Source organism: Cupriavidus consociatus (assembly GCF_017814975.1).
Lineage (GTDB): Bacteria > Pseudomonadota > Gammaproteobacteria > Burkholderiales > Burkholderiaceae > Cupriavidus > Cupriavidus consociatus.
Genome location: NZ_JAGIQA010000038.1, coordinates 21,045 through 42,059, shown reverse-complemented (window position 1 = coordinate 42,059; position 21,015 = coordinate 21,045). Strand labels below are relative to the sequence as shown.

Annotated in this window: 23 protein-coding genes; 3 read left to right on the top strand and 20 right to left on the bottom strand. The window is 62.8% G+C overall.

All coding sequences use genetic code 11. From position 1 onward, the window contains the following. The first annotated feature begins 285 nt into the window (after positions 1–285). Genes J8I82_RS33535 through J8I82_RS33525 form a run of 3 tightly spaced genes read left to right on the top strand, consistent with a single transcriptional unit; the run spans position 286 to position 1,927 of the window. A complete protein-coding gene (locus J8I82_RS33535; protein WP_209763975.1) occupies positions 286–852 on the top strand; it encodes a hypothetical protein in 567 nt (188 codons plus the stop codon). Beyond that, positions 839–1,516 carry a hypothetical protein gene (locus J8I82_RS33530; protein WP_209763974.1) on the top strand — a complete coding sequence of 226 codons (678 nt, stop codon included), beginning with the start codon at positions 839–841 and terminating at the stop codon, positions 1,514–1,516. The genes J8I82_RS33535 and J8I82_RS33530 overlap by 14 nt, the downstream gene beginning before the upstream one ends. 3 nt (positions 1,517–1,519) lie before the next feature. Beyond that, positions 1,520–1,927 (top strand): polymer-forming cytoskeletal protein, encoded by a 408-nt coding sequence (locus J8I82_RS33525; protein ID WP_209763973.1) that lies wholly within the window; start codon positions 1,520–1,522, stop codon positions 1,925–1,927. A gap of 88 nt (positions 1,928–2,015) precedes the next feature. Here J8I82_RS33525 and J8I82_RS33520 read toward each other — a convergent pair whose 3' ends face one another. The 20 genes from J8I82_RS33520 to J8I82_RS33425 all read right to left on the bottom strand — a co-directional run bounded on the left by J8I82_RS33520 (position 2,016) and on the right by J8I82_RS33425 (position 21,013). Further along, positions 2,016–2,390 carry a hypothetical protein gene (locus tag J8I82_RS33520; RefSeq protein ID WP_245180427.1) on the bottom strand — a complete coding sequence of 125 codons (375 nt, stop codon included), beginning with the start codon at positions 2,388–2,390 and terminating at the stop codon, positions 2,016–2,018. Positions 2,391–2,646: 256 nt separating this feature from the next. Continuing rightward, positions 2,647–3,615, bottom strand: coding sequence for a DUF932 domain-containing protein (locus J8I82_RS33515; protein WP_209763969.1), 969 nt, complete (start codon positions 3,613–3,615; stop codon positions 2,647–2,649). Positions 3,616–4,079: 464 nt separating this feature from the next. Beyond that, positions 4,080–5,636, bottom strand: a complete 1,557-nt coding sequence (locus J8I82_RS33510) for a hypothetical protein (RefSeq protein WP_209763967.1) — start codon at positions 5,634–5,636, stop codon at positions 4,080–4,082. Positions 5,637–5,701: 65 nt separating this feature from the next. Continuing rightward, positions 5,702–6,094, bottom strand: a complete 393-nt coding sequence (locus J8I82_RS33505; RefSeq protein ID WP_209763966.1) for a hypothetical protein — start codon at positions 6,092–6,094, stop codon at positions 5,702–5,704. A 264-nt stretch (positions 6,095–6,358) separates the two neighbouring features. Then, the gene (locus J8I82_RS33500) at positions 6,359–6,829 is read right to left on the bottom strand and encodes a hypothetical protein (protein WP_209763965.1); all 471 of its coding nucleotides are present in this window, start codon (positions 6,827–6,829) and stop codon (positions 6,359–6,361) included. A gap of 9 nt (positions 6,830–6,838) precedes the next feature. Continuing rightward, entirely contained in the window at positions 6,839–7,219 is a 381-nt protein-coding gene (locus tag J8I82_RS33495; protein WP_209763964.1) for a hypothetical protein, read from the bottom strand. A 177-nt stretch (positions 7,220–7,396) separates the two neighbouring features. Continuing rightward, a complete protein-coding gene (locus J8I82_RS33490; RefSeq protein ID WP_209763963.1) occupies positions 7,397–7,798 on the bottom strand; it encodes a hypothetical protein in 402 nt (133 codons plus the stop codon). 84 nt (positions 7,799–7,882) lie between these two features. Next, positions 7,883–8,356 carry an outer membrane lipoprotein gene (locus tag J8I82_RS33485; RefSeq protein WP_209763962.1) on the bottom strand — a complete coding sequence of 158 codons (474 nt, stop codon included), beginning with the start codon at positions 8,354–8,356 and terminating at the stop codon, positions 7,883–7,885. 157 nt (positions 8,357–8,513) lie between these two features. Beyond that, positions 8,514–9,236, bottom strand: coding sequence for a hypothetical protein (locus J8I82_RS33480; RefSeq protein WP_209763961.1), 723 nt, complete (start codon positions 9,234–9,236; stop codon positions 8,514–8,516). Positions 9,237–9,439: 203 nt separating this feature from the next. After that, entirely contained in the window at positions 9,440–10,243 is an 804-nt protein-coding gene (locus J8I82_RS33475) for a PRTRC system ThiF family protein (protein WP_209763960.1), read from the bottom strand. Then, positions 10,240–10,881: a PRTRC system protein A gene (locus J8I82_RS33470; protein WP_209763959.1), complete on the bottom strand. Its 642-nt coding sequence runs from the start codon at positions 10,879–10,881 to the stop codon at positions 10,240–10,242. Before J8I82_RS33470 ends, J8I82_RS33475 begins: the two co-directional genes overlap by 4 nt. 2 nt (positions 10,882–10,883) lie before the next feature. Next, positions 10,884–11,606: a PRTRC system protein B gene (locus tag J8I82_RS33465; RefSeq protein WP_209763958.1), complete on the bottom strand. Its 723-nt coding sequence runs from the start codon at positions 11,604–11,606 to the stop codon at positions 10,884–10,886. Positions 11,607–11,615: 9 nt separating this feature from the next. Further along, on the bottom strand, positions 11,616–12,758 hold the full coding sequence (locus tag J8I82_RS33460; protein ID WP_245180426.1) for a PRTRC system protein F: 1,143 nt from the start codon (positions 12,756–12,758) through the stop codon (positions 11,616–11,618). A gap of 99 nt (positions 12,759–12,857) precedes the next feature. Beyond that, complete coding sequence (locus J8I82_RS33455; protein WP_209763956.1) at positions 12,858–13,076, bottom strand: PRTRC system protein C; 219 nt, start codon at positions 13,074–13,076, stop codon at positions 12,858–12,860. 11 nt (positions 13,077–13,087) lie between these two features. After that, entirely contained in the window at positions 13,088–13,540 is a 453-nt protein-coding gene (locus tag J8I82_RS33450; RefSeq protein ID WP_116386099.1) for a PRTRC system protein E, read from the bottom strand. Between the two features lie 70 nt (positions 13,541–13,610). Next, positions 13,611–15,284: a PRTRC system ParB family protein gene (locus J8I82_RS33445; protein ID WP_209763954.1), complete on the bottom strand. Its 1,674-nt coding sequence runs from the start codon at positions 15,282–15,284 to the stop codon at positions 13,611–13,613. 495 nt (positions 15,285–15,779) lie between these two features. Then, positions 15,780–16,475, bottom strand: coding sequence for a hypothetical protein (locus tag J8I82_RS33440; protein WP_209763952.1), 696 nt, complete (start codon positions 16,473–16,475; stop codon positions 15,780–15,782). Between the two features lie 380 nt (positions 16,476–16,855). Further along, the gene (locus J8I82_RS33435; protein WP_209763951.1) at positions 16,856–17,110 is read right to left on the bottom strand and encodes a hypothetical protein; all 255 of its coding nucleotides are present in this window, start codon (positions 17,108–17,110) and stop codon (positions 16,856–16,858) included. After that, on the bottom strand, positions 17,107–20,208 hold the full coding sequence (locus J8I82_RS33430; RefSeq protein ID WP_209763950.1) for a DEAD/DEAH box helicase: 3,102 nt from the start codon (positions 20,206–20,208) through the stop codon (positions 17,107–17,109). The genes J8I82_RS33435 and J8I82_RS33430 overlap by 4 nt, the downstream gene beginning before the upstream one ends. A gap of 61 nt (positions 20,209–20,269) precedes the next feature. Further along, positions 20,270–21,013, bottom strand: coding sequence for a hypothetical protein (locus tag J8I82_RS33425; RefSeq protein ID WP_245180425.1), 744 nt, complete (start codon positions 21,011–21,013; stop codon positions 20,270–20,272). Between the last annotated feature and the right edge of the window lie 2 nt (positions 21,014–21,015).

The window sequence follows — 21,015 nt, the reverse complement described above, 5'->3', positions numbered from 1 at the left end:
AGCTGATGAGGGAAGTGTTCGGCGAAAACACTTAGCACAAGGAATATCCACACTGGTAGCCAACCAGTCGGCGCGTGCGCAAATGCACGACTTGAAGCAGAAGATGGACTCGCCAGGAGTCAGGGTCGATGCGTCAGTGACGCGAGGTGTGAAAGCATTGTGGCACAGAATATTCCGGGCAAAGAATACGAAAGCTCGGCTATTTGGCATATGTTTCAAAGTCATTCGGTGTCCGAATGTGCTCGACAATTTCAACCTGAGAGAGCGACCTGAAAACATGGAAAAATGGCCGACCAGGATCCACCCAAGAAACCCCCCAGTGGGCTCAGGCCCATTGAGCGCCATAACAGTGAAGAGCGCCTAAGCCGGCTCACGCCGACGACAGCCTCCTCCACCCTCCACGCCTACTACTCGAAGTTCGCGCGCGACTTCCTCGACGCACATTTTTACTATTGCTCGGCCAAATTTGTCGTGGCTCGAGACGGGAAAGTCAAAGCGCTGGACGAAGCCTTTCGCGCCGCGGAAGAGTGGTATGGCAGCGCCCTCGGTTGGCTTGCGAAGACCGACCAGGTCGAGATTCCGTTGTTCCACGAAGAGAAGGAGGTCAAGGTTTCCCATTCCTTCGCCGGCCGGCTCCTCAGGTTGCTGATGCAATTCGATCGGATCTTCGTGGAAACGCTCTACAGCCAGGAATTCGGGTCCATTTCTCCGGACGAACGCACCACGACGATCCAGATCGCCTCACGACGCATCAATGCGATTCACCAACTCTGCATCCCGGATACCGACAAGTTCGAAGCCGACGGGACACTGATTTCCTCTCACCGGAGCCTTCCCGATGGACATGCGTGACATCGAGCAGTTGCATGCTCATTACGCCCAACCGCCTCTCACTATCGACATCTCGCCAGCAGGTGCGCCAGTGGCGCAGCTTGGCTACGCCGGGGTGTCTTCCACATCAGCTGCCGCCCCGGCATCCAAACAGTTCGCCGCATTGCGACGCAATCAGCGGCTACTGTGGGGGCTCGCCTTCGTGGCTGCTGCTGCGACCATGTTTGCCATCGGCACCTCGATCGGGAAGCGAGAAATGCGCGCTGCCAACGATCGTGACCAACCGGTTCAGGCAGCTTCCGAAGCGCCTGCGCGCGCGACTGCCGAATCCAGTGACCATGAATGGCTGCGAAAGCGTGATGCCGTTTCCGATTCCGAGGCGACCAAGTTGACTGTCGCGCCATCGCCGGCAGTGCCTGTGGATGGACCCGCATCTGGACCCTCCGCCACCGTGGAGCCCGTACAGCAAAAGCCGGAGCGCACAGAGGCAGAGCAGCCGAAGGCGGAGGCGGAGGCGGTGAAGCGACCCGCCCCCGCCGCGCTCCCTGCGGCAGCGACCACCCCTACCAGGACCGCGACGGTGGCAGCGACTGCCAAGACGATACCGCCACCGCAATCCGGCGCGCAGACACGGAATTCTGCGACGCAGCATGCAAGCTCCCCTACCGACGTCAAGATATTCTGAGCTATGGATACTCCTCCGATTTTCAGCCTGCTACGTGCGGGCATGAGCGTTCACGGTGACCTTGTCTCGGATCATGGCTTCACCTGCCTGGCGCTGGTCACCGGCAATGTTGGCGCATCCCGTGGGCTGCTCCATATCGCGGCGGGCGGCGTGGTGCATGGCAACGTCGATGGCGAGCATGTCATTGTGGACGGCGTGGTCGAAGGCGATGTCGTTGGGCGCGCCTCGCTGCTAATCAATGGACGCGTGAAGGGTCGGATCTTGTATGCCGGCACCATCCGGTTGGGTCCGAATGCCGCCCTGGACGGCACCATTGCCCGCATCCAGCCGGTCGGCTACGTCCCCCCACACAGGGAGGGTGCAGCGATCGACAGCCCAGCAACCGAGGCGCAGATTCCCACGCCTTGCTGAGGAACATGTTCCTTCCAAAGACACCGAAAGCACCCTTCCGCACCCCCTCTTTCAAAGACAAACGCCCGGCAATGCCGGGCGTTTGTCTTCAGTAAACCCGTCTCAGGGTCATCAGCTCTGCCTGCGTGAAGACACCAGGGAAAGCCACCCACGGATAGTTCACAGCGTTCGCTGGGTCTCGGAATGACACATAGGGAAAGTCGTTTTCCAACTGCACCCGGAAGAGGCGCCGGCGTCCGTCCTTGCCCCGCACTTCGAACACGGCTCCATGCATTAGTTCGAAGACAACACGTTTCTGCTTGAGCGTCACCGCGGCCGCGGGGCCCTGCAGATATCGCTGGTCCAGCCAGGCGTCATACCCCATCGGCACTGCATGCTGCCTGACATGAGCCTGCCACTCGAAAAAGAGTACGAGAATTCTGTCCTTCGGAAAGCTTGCCACATCGATGGCCTGTCGCTGCATAAGTCGCTCCGCGACTCGTTGCCCTTCAGTCCTGATCGTGTTGCGGCAGGCGTGGCGGCCTTGAAACGCAGGCGTCTGCGAGGTCCGGAACAGCCAGCGGGGGTATCGAGAATAGAAATCAATCAGAATCATGAGCAACGAGCGAAAAAAAACCCCGGACAGTGCCGGGGTTTTGGAGACCTAAAACGACTACTTCCATGCCAAGCATCGGCATCGAACGTAGTTCGCTTGAGGCCTTGTCAATGAGATGAGCTCTTCAAGCAACGAGTTCGAGCGCTGCGTCCCAGGCCCGCTGCTTGAGTACCGCGCCGGCACCGAACCACGCCGAATCCAGCCGATTGCCCGGATTGCGCGCACGCTGGCGGTGATCGACGTACTCGGTGACGCTGTTCACCAGTCCCCAGGCAGTGCCGGCCGCCGATTCCAGTGTGGCGCCGCGACCGTTGCCATCGAAGAGATTGAGCACCGACTTCATGCCGCGCTCGTTCACCTTGGTAGGGCCCTCGGACTCCGGTGTCGCCCACGAGTACGTGAACAGACGCTGGAAGAACCGTTCCGATTCCGCCTGGCTCACCTTGCGGGCGGCCAACTCATGCATGCGGACCATGAAGCCATCCCACGACGAGATTGCGATGCCCAGTTCTTCCTTGACGGCGCGCGGGTCGAACTGGCTGCGGTGCGGCACCTTGACGGCGCCACGATTGCGCCCAAGCGCGATCTGCAGAGTGTTGTTGCAGACAACCCGCACCGACGTGAACTGCGCCGTGGTGGCCAGCGTGCCATCACATGCGGTGGCCAGCAGCAGATAGCCCCGGACCTCGTCGACGCCGGCGATACTGGTCGATTGCCCCGTGCGCGCGAGCGCCCAGAGCTTGCGACCTTCCTTGAGCACACCAGCGGTTTCCAGCTGGTAGCCGCCGACTTCGGTCAGATCGCGGTAAAACTCCAGGATCTCCGCGGGTTGAACGACCTGATAGCGCTTCGACACCGTCGAGAGCGGCTTCTTGGTATCCGAGCGGAACAGCACTTTCTGCTCGGGGAACGAGTGAATTGGATCAAGATCGTGGGAGCCGATGCGATACATCACATCGGTTTCCTCGATTCGCCAGTTCATGCCGGCGGCTTCGGCCCAGGCTTCGAGCGGCTGATTGCTTTCCAGCTGGTTGCCAAGGCCGTGCCACGGAGTGGCGCCAACGTAAGCCATGGTTTGCACGAGATGAGACATGGATTGCTCCTAGAAATGGGGATGGCGCGAACACGGCCAATGAGCCGGTCGCAGGAGAGAAATGGAAATGTTCAGAAGCCGCGACGAGCGATGCAGCAGCTCGCGCGTGGACTGGCGTGGCAGTTGACCGTGGTCGCGGGCAGCGGTCTCGGACGACGCGCCACAACGGGCTACGGCAGGTGTTGGAGATGCATGTGGGACAACCGAATGGAGCCCACAGAGACGTCCCGACAGGGAGGGTCCCTGTGGGAAGTTGCAAGAAATGGCCGGCGAGCCGGCTGGGGTCGATGCGTCTGAGACGCGGGTAAAGCTCGGTTTGGACTGAACGGTCTTCAGTGCGAACAGAGCTTCTTGGGTCAAGCAAAGACTAACGCAGTCGTTGCGATTAGAAGGTATCAAAAGCTCGCGATATCCCTGCGTGAGTCGAAGAAGGCGTCCCCAGCCAGCGGCCGGGGACGAAAGTATCAGGCGGCAAGCGCCTCGGGCGCGGCGATCCGCGCCAGCCGGGCACGCGCGTAGCCGAGCGTTCCGTCTTTCGCACGTAGCGGTCGAGACGTCCGCTTCACTGGGTCGTGGATCCAGTAGCGCCGGGCACTCCCGCGAGGCTCGTCAATCAACTGCGTGAAGCCTGCATCGATACATAAGTCGACATACTCGCGTCCGCTCATCACCTGGCCGGTTTCAAGACGGTACCTGGCCGCCTCGGCCTGATGCGTTGCATCCGACAGTTCGCGATCCGTGCGCTTCCGCGCCTTTTCGATGACCTCGTTGGCTTCCCATTCGGCCTGTTCGGCCTCCGAGAATCCACACAGTGCGAAAAGCCGTCGGCGCCTGGTTGCCGCAGCGCATTGGAGAACGTCGACACCGAGCTCGTCGCGCAAGGCGCGCTTCGAATCGGTGTTCCAGTCCTTCGGGCCATCGAAGATCTGCAGGAGCGCAGCGACATTTCGTTGCATGATCGCGAGTGCGACGCGGTTCGGCCACTCATAGCCATAGGCCAGTCGATAGGCCGCGGCGACGCCGGCCTGGCGATCGAATTCGCGCTGGCTGATGCGAAGCGCTTCTCGCTCGCCCTTGGCCTTGTACATGCTGTCGCGAAATTGCCGCTCGCTGATCCGCGCATGGATCGTCGCCGCCAGCTTGGTCACCGGCTGGGCGTTCTCTCCTGCCGGCGGCTTGGGCGTCGGTACAGTCCGTGGCGGGAGAATCCCAGCCTCGAACAAAGCGTCATCGAGCTGCACATCACTGGCATCACGCGGGACATGCCGCAGCGCCGCAAGCAGCTTGCTGGCATTGTGCGGCGTGATTTCCAGCTTCTCGGCACGCATGATCCGGCACAGCGCCTGCAGCACGTTGGGCGACAGAGCGCCGCGCAGGGCCGGTACTTCGATCAGCGGCTTCATCCAGAGGTCATGACGGCCGTGTTGCGGGTTTTCGCGGTACGTATTGATGATGCAGTCCCGCACTTTCTCGCCGCGCAGAAGCGCGTAGGCAACGTGCACTTCATGTCGAGCGTTCGGGCTCGCGTTGGGCGCATACAGTGGCCCGTTGATGCCGTAGCCGAAGCGGCGCACAAACTCACCGCAGACGAACTCAGCAATGTCGAACGGCCCCTGCTCTTCAAAAAGGTCTGCCGTCTGGAAGAGCGGCCCAGCATCGCCCTGCGACAAGTCGATGGCTTCGGCGGGAAAATATGCCAGGCGGCCGGCGGCCACCACGGCGCCCCAGGAAGCGCGGCTCATTTCGTGTGGGCGCAGGATCTTGCCCCCCACGCGCACGATAAAGCGGTCGACCTCATCCAGAATCATGGTGAGAATGCCGCGCTGGCTCCCAGCCGGGCGAACCGCAAAGTTGCCCGAGGCAAGTCGCACCACCGGGATCGCGCCACGTTCGACGTGACGCACGGTAATGTCGTCGACGCGCGGCATCGCCTTGCTGTCACGGTCGTCGTTCAGGTACTGCAGCACGCCGGCAAGCGTCGTGCGATTCTCGGCCCGCTGGCCGATATGAATTACGTACATGTTGGCTCCGGGCGGAGCACGCCCCTTCGGGGGACGTGCCCCGAAAGGGTAGAAAGGGATAATTGCTAGGCGACGGCGGCCATGCGACGAATCGGCCGGGACCGGCTGGCCACGATGCGAGCGCCTGCCAATTGCGACAACAGCTCTGGACACGTGATGCGCCAGACGGCACCGCACTGGTCACCTCCCTCGGTGCCACGCCCCGTGTTGGAGAACTTGCCAGTGGCAAGCAACGCCGCTTTGATGTCCGCGGGAAGGTTCCAGTCGGCCGCCACGCAGAATTCGCCGGCGAGCAGTGGCGCCTGTGGCACGTTCACGCTGAGCGAGGCATAGGGCATGCCATCGTCTGCGCAGACCAGCTGGATCGCCGGGCGCAGGTTCGATTCGTAGAGGCCGATGCGCAGCAGAACGCCGGCGGGATAGCTAGCCGTGCCAGCACCGTAGATGATGTCATCCATGGGGGATACTCCTTTGGGAGGGAGCCGCCCCCATCGGGACGACGCCCGTGTGGGTCTGAAAACGAAAAACGCACTCCAGCGGTGGAGTGCGTTCATGCGATGAGCCAAAGACCGGCCGTTAGCGGAATGCGACGGTCACTTGGCTGGGTGTGGACTAAGCGACACCTAGTCCTTATGGACACGACGCCCGTTTCGGTCTGCCCAAAGCAGGAAGGCCGAAATGGCACCGCCGAGAATCAATACAAAAAGGCCGAGAGTCATCACTCAGTCTCCTTTGGAAAGAACTGCGCCTACGAGAAATAGTACAACACCGACGCCGACGAGGCTAAGAACGTCGGTTAAGGCGCCCAGCGTCCATACGTCGCTTGACCCCACGTAGCCGCTGGCGCCGATGAGGGCAGCAGCCGACAGCGTGTGCGCAAAGCGGCCGGACTGCTGTCGCTGTTCCTTGGTTGGCGTTGTGACGGCCTTCCAGGCTTGTTCCAATAGACCTTGCCGATGCCGGCGCGAGCGGTCAAGCCGGTAGACACCATTCTCCACCGGCTGCAGCGGATAGCGATATCCATCCTCATGGGCAACGAGGGCATGGCCATCACCTGCAGCTTTGGCTCGCTGAACAAGCTCGAGCAGTCGCGATGGCAGTGTAACAAGCCCGGACATCGGCTCGAACTGCGCCTGGCCGTTGATCTCCTCGCCTGCCGTGGATGTGAATGTGACCTTGATAAGGGTCGTCATGATCGCCCCTCAGCTGCGCCGACCGGCAACCACGCGAAGCGAGGTGAGCAGCTTGGCATAGCCTTCATCGGTGGAGAGAGAAGGCACGTGGACGGCATTGTCGCGGCCGCCACTCAGGTCATCGCGACCACGGCAAGTCCGGTAGGACATGCGAACGCCTTCGGCGCCTGGCGGGTGTTGGATCTCGACCAGCAAGGAATCGGTCTGCAATGCGAACACGTTGATGTCGCGCCGACGATGGCGGTGCTCGCGGATTGTGAAATCGCGCGGGCGCAACGCCATGTCGCCTGCAAAGCGGCGCAGCACGCGACATGCGTCGCGACGCAGTGCCTCGCGTGCGGCGGGGTTACCCTGCGAAGGCGACTTGAAGAATGACTTGGGAAGTTTCATGGGTGTCCTCAAAATGGATCGGGACATCCCTTCCCTGACGGGACGAGTGTCCCGCAATGGGTTGGTTCGGCAGTGCCGAACAGTGGGTCGATGCGTCAATGACGCGGGTGAAAGCGGCTTGCCGAACCGGCGACGGTTGGGCAAGCCCTCTCGGGCTTGCAAGGGTTGGCCTGAATTTCAGGCGATATCAAACAGCTTGCTGATTGTTCGGACGGTGTCCCACGCTTGGCGCTCGGTCAACACCTTGGCGATCAACAGCTTCTGACCAACGGTGACCAGGTTGGGGGCATCGCCGGTGTAACCGATGCGGTCGACAAAGACCACCCAGCCTTCGCACCGGCCACGCTGCACGGAGACGGCGAGCCGTTCGCGAGCACCGATCTGCGGCCACTGGCGCGACGATTTCGGGCCGTACATAGCCTCGTTATCGTCATCCATAAAATTGGCCGCATTGAGCCATTCCGGCTCGAGTCCCGCGCTGCGCAGCTGACGGCGGACGTCGTCAGCGACTTCAAAGATGTACTTCCCCTTCGTTTCGATCGGGGTGGTGAGGGGAGACGCTTCTGCAACGTCGAACATGATGGCTCCAGTTCGCGCAGAGCCCCCCGCGCGGGAAGGCCCGCGCGGGGAGATGGATGGAAATGGGGTTCCGACTGGAGCCCGTTAGCGAGTGAGACGATAGCCGCCGGCGCCAGAGACGAGATACAGCCGCTCGCCGGTGACGAACTGCTGATCTGCGTCCTGCGTGACGACGATCTGGCGGCCACTGTCCGTACGGACAATGACCTCCACACCATCGCGGCGATTCAGGTGGGTGGCGGCCGTCTGCGCGATAACCGCGGAGACAGTGCCAGACAATGCGCCAACCAAGTAACGACCGTTGCCGTTGCCGATGACGCGGGCACCGAGCACCGCGCCGACGACGGCGCCGAGAACACCGGGTACACCCGAGTTCGCGGAAAGCATGCCGTCGGTGTCGGCGATCGTGACCGGGCGGACCCGGACGACAGTCACAGTCTCGGCGTTACTCGTGCGCAGCGCTTCGGAACCCCGGTAGGTGTTCGGCGAAGTCGGCTGTGCAGCGCAGCCAGTGAACATGGCAAAGCAAAGGAAAAGCAGGAAGACACGCTTGATCATGATGGCCTCAACGAAAAATGGGCCAACATGCCCACGGGCAGGAAGGCCCGTAGGTGGGAGAAAAGAGATGTCCGGCTATACAACCGGAAGAGTCGATGCGTCTGAGACGCGGAAGGTGCCGTAATGGTAGCAGGCCCACTACCGATTGTGGAGGGGTCTACACCACACCACCCAGCTCGCGAGCGAGACTGTCCAGCACGGTTTCGGCGAGCCGCTCGCGCGAGAGCCGCGATTGCGCGCCGCCGTCCTCTGCTACAGCGAGCGCCAAGACCGCGTCGACGACGTCGAGCCACGCGCCACCGCGCACCCGGACCGCTTGGCCCTGGGTAATCGATGTCGCGAGCCTGGCCCGGGAGACCGTCGCCTCGAAGCCGGACAGGTCGAACCTGGGACGGCCGTCCCGTCGCTCTTCGCAGAAGCCTGCCAGCAGGAACTCCACGTAGGGCGCCAGTGCCTGACCATTCTGTTGAGCGAGGTTCTCGATCCACACACCAACCTGCGGACGCAGTTGCAGTACCAGGTAGCTACCAGATACCTCCATGGCATCCGTTCCCGAACCGGCGAACTGCCAGCACCAGCCATTACCGATCGCATAGAGAGGCTGTTCCCTGCCTTCCACGACATGCACCGCAGAGTGGAACCATTCGACGTGGTCGTTTTCGTCGAACAGGAAGGCCCGGCGGCCGGCCACGTAGACGAGATTCGGCATCACGGCGCACAGCGCATCGCCATCCTCGCTGGTGAACACCGGCACCGGAAAGCCGTTCCACATCGCGCCATTCCAGTAGGCGCCGACGGCGACGTCATCCGGCAGCCAACTGCCTGTCACAAAGACGCGACGATAAGCGCGCGCGGTCTGGCTTTGGATTTTTTCATTCATACGTGCTCCGAGAGAAAGGATGGAGCACGCCGTCAGGGCAGGTGCCCCAACGGGTTGAAAATAGAGCGTGGCGGAGTGCCACGAGGTCGATGCGTCCTGGACGCGAGGTGTGACGCGATCTTAGCAGCGCACGGCGCGGCTCGACAACCAAGGTCGCCCACAAACGAAAAAAGCCACTTCCGACAATGTCGGAAGTGGCGGGCTTAACCGGTCTGGCGGGCTGCGCGGGTTGCACGTCCCTTCGGCTCAGGCAAGTGATACCCGAATCGTGCCCAGGCTTGGGGATCCACTGGCAGTGGGTTCGTGCGGCCCACAGCCAGATTCACAAACGCGCCGCAGTACTGCAAGGTGCCCGTGCGGAACAGCGTCCAGAGCAAATTGTACGCCTGCACCGCCATCGCCTGGTTGATCACCAGCGACTGCCGGCTGAGCGCTTCGGCCATCGAGCAGGACGGCGCCGTGTCACTCTTGTCCCCCTTCGGGTCCAGAAGCTCGGGAAACAGGTCGCCCACATGGGGCAGCCGTTCCGCCGCCCTGCCGCGGACCTGACCGAGGATCACCTGGCCGCTGTCGGCCTCGTTGCCGCAGTCGAGATAATAGCCACCGGAGCCGCGCTGCATTGCGCCCAGGATGGCCTTGCGAGCCTTCCGGGTATCCACGCAGCCGATCACCATGTCGCAATGGAAGCGGTCCCGGCTGCCGACACGACAAACGCGCGCTTCCCAGCGCGTGCCCATCAGGTTGTTGAGCCGATTGACCAGCAAGGTGGCCTTGGGCTGGCCCACGTCCACTGGATAGAATCCCTGACGGCCGACATTGGTCTCGCTGACGGTATCGTCGTCGTAGACCATACAGTCAATGCCGCCTGGGTGGCCCAATTCGAGCATGGCGTGGTGCAGCCGCGCCAGGTTGGGTAGCAGCGCGCTGCCGGTGCCACCGGCACCAACAACGATCACTTTCCAGGCCCGGCTAGCCATGTTCACAGGGATGCGGTGCTCGAAGGTCATGCCAACACCTCCTCGCGTGCCGCCGAATACCAGTCGCCTGGCACTCGCTCCACCGTCTCGAAAATGCCCTTGGCGCAGAGCCGCAGTGCCATCGATGGCGTGAGCGCCGCACAGTTGCCGATCACGAACGCGAACTTCACGTCATGGCGGTCATCCTCGTCATCCGTCACCGAGAAGAAGGCGGGATGGCTGCCGTGAGAATGGCAATCCACCACGAGCACGTCGTCATCTGCCAGCACGGGGCGCTCATACTTCAAGTGCCCGCCGCTGTGCTCGAGGATACCGACCGGGATCAGCCGAAACGCCGCGCTAGCGGCATTCCAGACAATCCATGCGCCAGTTTCCTTCGGATACGCGGCCCGGGCCATCGCGGCGAACTCGCCGATCAGCTCGGCTGGCACCCGGCCGCAGTGCAGTTCGGTCGCCTCCGCGGCCTCGCCATACGGAATGGCGGTGCGGTGCTGAAATGCGCCGAGCCGGCGCACCACGCGCAGCCACGGACGTGCGATCTCAAGAAACACACCGTTGGCCGCGATAAGCAACCGCTCACCGGGCCGCTCCATCGCAGCAAGCTGCCCGAAGCGCGGCACCATGACGGACGGAAAGGACTGCTGCAGGGCAGTGTCTGCAAGATGCATGATTACTTCTCCAGTTTGCCGGCGATCAGATCGGCCAGCGTGCGTTTCATGGGGATGAGGACTTGCTTCGGGTACTCCGGGAACTTCCCGTCGAGCATGTCCTTCCAGAAGGCATAGGGTCCGCGCTGGTACTTCACGCGCTGCGCCCCGTGGTTCGGATGGGTGAAGGCGGAATTGAAGAATCCCGCCTCCCAACCTGCGATGGATGCAACGTCGATCTGCTTGGGCACATGAGCGCTACCAATGCAGATCTTCCCGTTGTCCCAGGTGTTGAAGTAGGGTGGCTCGTGGAGCACCGTCTCCGGTAGCGGCCGATCGTCGCCACGCAGCGCAAAGACTCGGAAACCGTTGTGCGACGCCTGGAAGACCAGGGCCGGATGGGGCACCACCGCGCTGCACTCGCCGAACTCCTTGCAATGAAAGAAGATGCGGCGATGCTCGGCCGGGCACCACCACGTGACCGAGGTGGGACTTATCGAGACCACATTGGGCGTGAGGAACTCGCCCTTGGGCAGCGAGGCTTCGGCGACTTGCCGCACTGCCTGAATCAGCGCGAGGCGATTGAGCGGCGTGCCGGGACCGATGGTCAGGCGACCGGTTGTCGCGTCGGGTTCGATTCGGTGCGCGGTGGCATACGAAAACTCCGCCACTGAACGGCCGTAAAGCAAAATCGCCCCTTGCAGGGCCACGTCGTGCGACCGCGAAACGGTCAGGATCTCGGCCATGGGGCCCTCCTATGAAGAAATGAGTGTGAGCACGCGGTCAAGCGCGCCGATGATCTGCAGCATGCCTGCCAAGTCTTGGAACTGCTGGCGGATCGCCGTAGCGTCCTCAGCAAGCGGAATGAAGCACTGGAACATCGTGGCGTCGCCAGCGTTGTTCAGGCAGTCGTAGTGGTCGTCCAGGATTTCCGACACATAGTCGCTGGGCCGGTAGGCAATGGTCGCCGCTGAATACGCCGGCTCAGCCCATTGGGCACCGTCGATGGCAGACCGCTCCCCCGCTCTGGCCACCACCAGCCGGAGGTCGGCAAGCGCGGTGCAAACCTCGCTCAGCCAGCCATCATGCGAACGCGCCAGCTTGCGCAAGGCGCGTGGGCCAAGCTCACGCAGACGGACCGAAGCCGCCTCGACATGTGCGTGCTTCGGCAGGGTGTCGTCCGGTGCCAGTTCGGCCCGCACGACCGACGGCAGATAGCGCTCGATATCGGCGTCATCGCCGCCGAAGTTCTCCTTGAGAAACTCCCGGGCATTCTCGTCGTCGGCTAGCGTCGAGTCGTAATCCCAGTGCCACCGGGCGAACTGATCCAGCAGCATATCTGGCGTGCGAAGGAAGAGGGACTTACCGCATGCGGCATTGATCATGCTCATGGCGGTATAGAGAAGCGACGGGTGAGCGGATCGCATCGCTTCCGCGCGCGCCTCTCCGATCGCGTACACCTCCTCCTCCGGCAATTCGATGGCCAGGTAGAGCGGCGCTTCCAGGCCGTCCTCCCAGCCGAACTGCATGACCTGGTCCATGGCAGCGCCACGGTCGATCAAGGTCAGGCCGAACTGCAAGCGCTGACACACCGGGGTACGGCAATTCAACCATGCGAACATGGCTTGGGTAAAAGCGTCGCCGGCGCTGGTCGGGTTGGACACATCGCTGGCGCGCAGCACGCCGGCGGCGAACTGCGCGATCACCAAGTCTTTCACCTCCACCTCGTCGCCATAGGTCAGGCGCGCCGTGGCCGGGATGGTGTCGTGCAGCTGCGGCAGCGTCAGAAAATCATGGGCAGGTCGACGGCCGGCAGCGGAATGCTGTCGGTATGACGTCCATGCGGGTCGTTGTCCCGGATCGAGTTCAGGAACAAACGACCGAGGATCGAACAGCATTGTTGAGTCTCCTCAGAATGTAAAAAAACCGCCCTTTCGGGCGGCTCCTTGTTGATGCTGGCGAAATGCCCAGTGGACAGCGCCTTCATGAGGTCAGATTTACGCATCCGCGCCCTTCGCGCCGGCCGCGCGCACGAACGTGTAGCGAGCGACGTCACCCTTGTGCTCCGGGCCGTCCACCGCGGCGGTGGTGAGCTCGGGGTACTGGGCTGAATACACATCGCGCACCTGCTGAGGCGTGAACTGTGGACCGGGATCCATCAGATTCATGCCGTTGTACGAGAACTCGCGCGTGAGCTTCTTGACTTCGAGTGCCATGGCGGTCTCCTTTACAACAGCGATGCGAGGTCGGTACCCGTGGTCGCGGGAGCGTCGGTGCCGGCTTTCGCCTCTGCCTTCGCTTCCGTAGTCGCGGCGTCGCCCTCGTCGTCATCCTCGTCCGATTCATTGGACTGGGCGGTGCTCGAGGGCGAAGCCGCCTTTGTCAGCGCCTTCGTTGCCTTGCTCGCCTGAGTAGACTTGGCCGCATCCAGGATGGATTTGGTGGCTTCAGCCTGCTCCGCCAGCGAGCGGTGCGAAGCCGTCACGGCCGTCACGGTCGCGGCGAACTCCGCATCGAGCTCCGCCGGCGTCGCGGTGAGCGACAGGGGCGTCGTCAGGGCTGCGTCGGCAGCGTTCTTGATGACGGGCATGACAACCACGGTCATGGCGTCGCCAATCATGGAGAGGGTAAGGACGACCTTGTCGGTCGCGCGCACCAGGGGTGCAAGCTCAGTGAACATAGGTGAAGTTTTCTGTGGAAAGGGGAAAAGACAGAGGGCGCCGTTGGCGCCCTCCGATGGGGATGAAGGACTAGTAGTTCAGGATCTTCGGCACCTTGCCGGTGTAGTCGAAGTCCTTCACTGCCAGCAGGCCGGCGATAACCTCCGGCTTTGGCTTGTTGAACAGCTTGGCGAAGTTGTCGCCGAGCGCCTTGCGGATACCCAGTTCGTCCGCCAGGACCTTCATCTCGGACTTGGTCAGCATCTCCAGGAAGTCCTGCGACTTCTGCAGGTTCCAATGACTGCGCAGGTCCAGCCTGTGGTACCGGCACAGTTCCCGAAGGTTGCTCACCTCCATGCCGTCGATGGCCGCAACCGTCAGACCGATCGTCAGTTGCTGACGCCGGCCTTCGTCGAGGGTATGCGCTGCCGTCAAGCAACCTTGGAGGGTCGAAGACACCTTTTGCTCGGTCAGCTTCTCGAAGAATTTGCCCATCACGTCGCCGCCAATATTGCGCGACAAGCCGTTCAGGACGATGGCCAGCAGATAGGCGTTGGCCTGCTCAGCGTTCTGCGCGACTTCCTTGCGCAGCGCCTTGCGCCAGAGCTCGGTGCGGTAATGCTTCACTTTCTCCGACTCGCTGATCGACGTGACCGGCTTGTCCGCAGCAGCGGAGGACTTGTCGCCCTTCGTTGCCGCGGCCGGCTTGCCGGCGGACAGCTTTGCAGCCGGCGCCGCGGCGGCATCACGTTCGGCCTTGATCCGGTCGGCCACCTTCTTCTGGTTGCACGCCGTATCAAAGCACTGACCGCTATAGACCTTGCCCATGGAATCCGGCAGCCCGCTCACCGCGGCGCCGAAATTCTGGCAGGCGTGGCAGGCCTTGGCCTGTTCCTCGCCGACGCCGGTCGGACCATCCACCTTCAGCTGAATGCGGGTATGGTTGTCGCCGGCGCGGATAACACGCACGATCGGGTACTCCTCCCTGAGCCCGTACGCAATGCCATCGAGCTTGCGGTCGGTCTTCTCGGTGTAGCAGGCCCGGTTAGTGCAGTTGCCCGTGGCAATCGCCTCACCGAACATCTCCGTCTGCAACGAGGAGTTATGCGGGCAGGCAGCACAGTCGGCCTTGTCGAAGATCGCCGCTTCCAGGCTGCACGCAGCCGCCTCGATGGTCTTTTTCAATTCCGACACCGACTTCTTCTCGCTGATGATGACCGGCAGGAGCTTGTCCTGCTTGTCCTTGGCGAGCGTGGCGAGCAGTTCGGCGTGGCCAAGCTGGATCTTCTCGTGGGTCAAAGCCTCCCGAACGAGCGAGCTGCAGTTCATGAGCGCCAGGCGCTTATCCAGCTTGCTTCGCGACCAGCCGAGAATCCGTGCGGCTTCATCTCGGTCGCCTTTCACGCGACCAACGAGATTGGCTGCCCAAACTGCTTCATCTGCAGGCGGCATGTCGGCGCGATGAACATTCTCGACACCGGCCAGCGTATCGGCTGTGTCGTCATCGATGTCCTTGATGAAGATGGGCATCGGATAATCCGGCCCATGCTCTTCCCAGGCGGCAAGATAACGGCCTTCGCCGGCGACTTCCTCATACTCGTAGTCGCCATCGGGAGGGATGGGTCGCACGAGAATGGGCTGTATGACGCCGTGCAGCTTAACGGAGGCACGCAGTTCCGCGAATTCCCCAGGATTCCGGTAGGTTCGGGGATTGGCGCGACGACGGATCTTGCGCAGCGGGATGGTTGTGTTGCTGATTTGCATTTGTGGGTTCTCCGAGACGAATGGGAACCCGTAGCCGCACCGGGAACGTGGTTCCCGATGGGATAAGAAAAGAGAGGCATGGCGGCCCGGCAGAGCGGGAAGCCACGTTACTGCAAAAAGCTGTGCACCGGGTGGTGCGAGGTCGATGCGTCAGGGACGCTGAAGTAGGCGAAAGGATATACCAATCGGCTCGCCTACGCCAGATGCGGCACTGCCTGCCACGGGAATCGTTCCTAGCCCCCGCTTCTTGGGGGTAATCTACCCGCGGGATGAATCCAAGCCGACCGAAGCCGATATCGAAGAGGCGAAACTGCTGGAAGACGTGATCGCGGACGCGCAGTTGGGTGCCGATTCCGCCATCAAGAAGCTGGAACGCGACGCGAGCGACGCGGTCGGAATCGTCTGCCCAGCCATCGTGCGGGCGCTGGTCGAGCGCCATGACACGGTCCGAGAGGCCCTGGGCAAACGTCGAGTGACGCTACGCGCGTCCGGGACTCACCAGCGTGGCTCCACCTCAATATCCAAGCCGGCGTACGACATCCACATCACGTCATCGGCTGCGTACTCTAGGGCGCGGCCGACGGAAAACAGGAAATCTTCACCGGATTCCGAGTACACATCTGCTTCGATAAGGATTGGGATCGACCTGATATGCCTGAGTCCCCCCGCCAACCGGAAATCCACCTCTTCCAATGTGGCCGCGGCGATCCGCGCCACAATCTGCGCGAAGGCTGACCCAATGCCTTGCTCGCGCCAGGCGGGCTCCGCCCAGACATCATTGACTTCCAACGCGCAGCCGCTTCCATGGCTCAGCGTTAGGTCGAAGGTGCAGTAGCCAATGGGCGTCAGGTCGTGAGTGCAGGCGATCAGGCGATACTGGATGCGCTGAAACTGAATCCCGTCTTCCACGAACACCGTCGGGGGCTTCGTGCCGTTCTCCCGATGGAGGCCGAAGCCTTCAAGGGTGCTGTAGCGCTCCGAGCCCTTGTCCAGCTTCTTCGCATCCTTGACACCCTTGCGCAGGTGCTGGAGCACCGCATGTATCCCGGGCGCCTTCGGCGGCTCCGTGAAGACGACGAAGTCAGCCACCCCGGCGTCATCCCATTCTGGTCGGGCAAGTTCGAGGGGCAACGGTAGCGCCAGCGCCTTGTCAGTGGCACGCTCGTCCGCCAGTAGGTCGTTCGTCTTCATGGCAAGCTCCTCGTGTGTCAAATGGGTACAGCATACGCGCCCCCGCCGGTCCCTTTTCCTGCCACCGTTTACGGTCGGCTTCGGTACGAGGGGTTGCCGGCACCGACGACCCTGGAATTGCGGATGTTTGGGCCGATGTTCCGAGGGAGCTTACGACGACGGCCGTCACGCGGCTATTCGACGGTCATCGACCGGTCCCCCGTTGAGCCATTGGCTGACCTCGGCCGTCAGCTCTTCCATTGCCCTCGGATTCGGCGGAGAGCCGAAAAAAACCCTCCACGTAGGGAGGGTTGGGAGAAGGGTCCAACTGAGAGAGCTTCCGTAGCGGGCGCTACGGAAACTATCTGTGGTGGTTTGGGGCGTCACATTGCCCCGAAAGCTCAGCTATTTTGAGTGCCTTTCTCCGGCAACGGGCCGATCGGCCTGACCAGCAGGGTGGTGACCGCCCCGCTGACCTGCCACCCGCCCAGCTCGCTCTCAAAAATGCCATGGACAAGGCGGTCGAGGCAGATGAGCTCCACCCCATCCGCTTCCACCGTGCCGAGGACGTTGGCAACAATCGTGCCGCGCGTTCCGCGGCGTTTGATTGTCGCCATGCCTTCACCCAGGGTGACCGTGCATTCGTTCGCTTTCATGCGGCCTCCTTGAGCAGCTGGCGCTGGTCGCGATTCTCGCGGCCGTGTAGCGCCGCCAGATCCTCGACAAATGCATCGAGAAGCGTATCCATGTGCAAGAACGCTTCGCCCTCCAGTTCCGGCGTCGCCCAATCCAACCCGGCTTCCATGGCGTCGCGTTTGTGCGCCACCATCTGGTCCTGGTAGACATCGATGCTTCCCGGCAGGTGGAAGTACATCACCTTCAACTGGCCCTTCCGGTTCCACCGCAGCGCGCGTCGCATCGCCTGATACTCGATGCGCCACGTCCACGAGCGGTCGTAGAAGAGCACGTAGTCGGCATTGGGCAGGTTGTACCCTGCCCTACCCGACCCCTTCGTGCACAGCAGGCCGGTGGCCGAGCCATTTACGAATCGCTTGTCCTTGTCGGCCACGCGTTTCGTGATTGGGATGCCGCCATGGAACGGCACCGTCTCGACGCCCCTAGCCTTGAGCTGCCCGGCTATCAGGTCGATGACCCCGGGGTTTTCGGCAAACAGGATGGCCTGCTTTCCTTCCTCGGCGATCGCGTTCAAGCGGTCAATCACGGCGCGTTGCTTGCTGGTGAGCTGCCCCAGCGCCCCCACCCCGTCCACCCCATGCTGCGGGTAGTTGGCGGCGAAGTGCACTGCGCGGATGCGTGCCAGGATCGCGATCAGGTTGTTCGAGCGCCCGTCGGTGCGACGGATCTCCCGATACCAATCCGCGAACTCGTCGGCCGTGCGCAGATACAAAGACAAGTGCGCCGGGTCCCAGTCCGTCTCGACCGCTTCGACTACCGGTGGATCGATCTGGATGTACCTGGCCACGTCAGGCTCGCAAACTAGCCGGCGCTTGACGTGCGGCGCCAGCATCTGGCGGTACAGCGGCAAGTTGCCGATCTTCGGCACCTCCCGCTTTGCGCCATCCTGCAGGCTCTCGGCAAACTCCCATGTCACCCATTCCAGCACGACGAAGTCATCCCGGAACCGATCTACCCCGCGCTGGGCATGCTGCACGGTGGCCAGCCAGTGCCTATCCAGATAGCCACGGCGGTAGCCATAGGGCTGTGCACCGGTACCGTCACCACCCGTGAAGGCGATGAGGCCAAACACGTCCCGCGGGTAGTTCGCGATAGGGCTACCGGTGAGGATGTAGCGGCGTCTCGCCGACAGCTGCCAGAGCGCGCGGCTCTGATCGCTGTTCGGATTCGACAACCGTTCCCCTTCGTCGGCCACCAGCAGGCCAATCCGGCGTCGGAGCCGATGGGCATACGTGACGCGCCGGGACGCTTCCCGGCACACCGGCATGCGCAGCCGCTCGTAGGCTATGAGATTGATCTGCCCGAGCGCCGCAAGGCTTTCCGGCGAGTCGATAACGTGTACCGCCGCCGGCGGCAGGATCTGCGCCAGCTCGGCACGCATTTCCGGTACCAGCCTAGCCTCGACGACGATCAAGCCATGTTTGACGCCAGCCAGCAGGATCAGCGCCGCGGCGAGCCGTGACTTGCCGCACCCCTGTTCCCAGGCTGCTACCGCACCAGACGGCTTCTGCAGCAGCTCCACCAGGTCATCCTGTTGGAATTCCCAGTTTAGCCACCGGTGGATGCCGAGCGCCTGCATGCGCCGGCGTAGCGCCAGTGCCTGTCCCGGGTACTTCACCGACAGACCTTCGTGCACCGTCTCCCATGTCTGGGCCGACCGGCTGACCGCATAGCGGCTCATGAGCTCATCCAGCGTCAGCACAAACTGCGCACCGCCCGCCTGGTAAGTGTAGCGGCCATCCGGCTGGCGAACGAATGCTACGGCGTCGCCTGCCTTGATCACCGGGCTGCCCCACTTTAGCGGATCCGCAACATGGCTTTTGAGGGCCACGCCGCTGATTGCTTCGGCGGCATTCACACCGGTGGTCCAGACGGTGTGCCGCAGAGGCGTCGCCTGGCGCGCGCTCCGCCGCAGCCGCTTCCGGAAATGCTCCAAGAAGCCCGGTGCCAGTTCGGCCACGCCGCCGGCCTCGCGGATCAGCCGCAGAAGGCCGTCCAGCGCTGCCATTGGGTCGTGCTGCACCAGGTAGGCTTCGAGATCGAGGCGCCCGCTGCCGGCATAGCGCATGCCGCGTGGCAGGCGCTGGCCGTCCAACGGCAGGATGCGCCGATCAAACACCCGGTTGAGCACCATGGCCTCCATGAATCCGCACTCAAAGCCCAGAACGATTCGACGGCCATCATGGGCAATCCGTACCCGTTTCTGCGAAGTCACCGGCCGCGTGATGGCAGGGCCGGTATCGTCCAGCACCTGATGGTTCAGGCGTGGCTCCTGGAAATGGCGGTCGTCCACGTTCAGGTCCAGGCCGGGCAGCGGGACGGTGAAATCGCCGTGCGCCTGGCGCACGACGCGCCCCATCCTGTAGCGGCCAAACACTGCAATGGAGGTGTGCACCGTGGCGCCTTCCTCGCGGAAGGCCGAGGCCGGCAAATCGAAGATGCCGACAAGGCGGCGCGCGGCCGTGCTGTGCGCATCCCGGTGATCCAGGACGTTAGCGAAGCGGTCGACAAAGCTCGTCGGCAGCAACGCCACCACCACCTGCGCGGCCTCGAGCGCCTGGGCAAGCGCATACTCATGGCTGAGGGCGCTACTGTTGGCCCCAAACCGGCCCCACGTGGTGCAGCCAAAAGGCTGCAGATGCGGCGATTCGAGGTGAATCGAGAAAGGCGGGTTGATCAGCGCCACGTCGAAATGGCGCGGGTGAATCTCCTCCATCCCAGCCATGCGGAAGCTTCCTTCGAAGCCGGCGGCCTCTACACACTGCTGGACAGCGGCAATCGTCGGCTCATGCACGTCGACGCCATACAGCGTGTGCACCGCCGGATCCGCGAACTGCAACAGCCGGGCGGAGCCGACAGAATTGTCCAGCACCGAGACCTTACGGCCAGGGCGCCAGCTATCCACAACGCCCCACATTAGCGTGGCGATGGCATCAGGAGTAAAGAACTGCGAGAGATGCCGCTGCCGCGCGGCATGCAACTCGCCCATGTGCGCAATCTTGTCAGCCTGCGAACCGAGGCTGACGATGGCCCGCAAGGGCTCGTACCAGTGAGTCATGGGGATTCCTAAAAGAAAAAGCCCCGTCAACGACGGGGCAATGGATGAGGTGCCGAGCTGCTTAGGCAGCAGCCGGCTCTTGCAGGTGCTGGGCGACGAAGGCTAGAAGGCCATCGCCGAGAGGCGCGGCGAATCGCAATTCCCAGTACTCGTTGAATTGCAGGACGTCCAATCTCGGGAAAGTCCGCCGCTGCTGGGCAGCGAAGACCTCCCCATGGTCGAACTGACGCAGGCAGCCTGCCAGCGCGGGCTCACCCGCATCCTGCGCATACGCGGCCAGGGCCAGCAAGGCCGCGCGCACATCGGCATGCGCGGCTGCTGCAACGCGCCGTGACGGACGCGCGGCAGCCACAGGCACCGACGGCGCCTTGAGCCGCAGCAGCACGACCTTGGCGTGCCGGCGCACGGCATTGGGCTGATCGAGCTGCAGCGCCGCGGCCAGCGTCTCGGCGACCTGCCGGTACGCCAACGTGCGGGCGCTGGCCTGGTACCGCTCGGCCAGCACCCGCCAGTAGCGGTCGAGGTCGGGCGTATCGCCGGTGCGGATGGCCTCCCAGATGTTCGGGTGGCCGTTCACTGGAATGCGCGTCTCGTCGATGCACACGGGTGCGCCTTCGATGCCGAACTCCTTGCTTGCCCGATCGATCAGGCCCGCAACGAGGCGTCGAAGGAACCGGCGAAAGTCGCCAGCCTGGTCGACAGGCAAGGGAACGATCGCAGCATCGGCATGGACCTGCGCGGCAAGCGCGCTGACCCGGTCATAGGCATCGAGCGAAGCGCTGCGCCGAGCGAAACGCCTCAACAAGC